Here is a 534-nt window from a genome sequence, read left to right on the forward strand (position 1 = left end):
TCTGAAAGCTTCCCCCCGCACCACTTTTACTCGCTGATTCTAAAAGAATCTCACTCTATCTCTTTTTGTTTTTGGCTCCTGTAAACGGATCGACTTCTTCGAACAACGTAAGCTGATCTGCTGAATAATCTTCTTTTATTTGTTTACGAATATACTCAGCTATCTTCTCCTTATTTCGTCCAACCGTATCCACATAGTATCCACGACACCAAAATTTTCGGTTCCCATAGCGATATTTCAACTCTGCATGACGGTCAAATATCATTAAGCTACTTTTTCCTTTTAAATAGCCCATGAATTGCGAAACACTTAACTTTGGTGGAATACTTACAAGCAAATGTATATGATCTGCACAGGCATTTGCCTCAATGATCTCTACTCCTTTTCTTTCACAGAGCGTGCGAATAATTTCGCCTATGCTTTCTCTGTATTTCCCATAAATAATCTGTCTCCGATATTTTGGGGCAAACACGATGTGATACTTACATCTCCATTTACTATGTGATAAACTTTCTTTGTCCTTTTCCATAAGGA

The 534-nt window shown here is 38.0% G+C and carries 1 protein-coding gene; it reads right to left on the bottom strand.

Features of this window, described 5'->3' with window-relative positions; genetic code table 11:
- Positions 1-55: 55 nt before the first annotated feature.
- The gene (gene tnpA, locus NRIC_RS18850; RefSeq protein WP_146624269.1) at positions 56-529 is read right to left on the bottom strand and encodes an IS200/IS605 family transposase; all 474 of its coding nucleotides are present in this window, start codon (positions 527-529) and stop codon (positions 56-58) included.
- Positions 530-534 lie beyond the last annotated feature (5 nt).

This window comes from Enterococcus florum, assembly GCF_004309355.1.
Taxonomy (GTDB): Bacteria; Bacillota; Bacilli; order Lactobacillales; family Enterococcaceae; genus Enterococcus_A; species Enterococcus_A florum.

What these genes read in the sequence shown, in the direction of transcription:
- tnpA (WP_146624269.1), bottom strand. Translation starts at nt 529, where the DNA reads ATGGAAAAGGACAAAGAAAGTTTATCACATAGTAAATGGAGATGTAAG.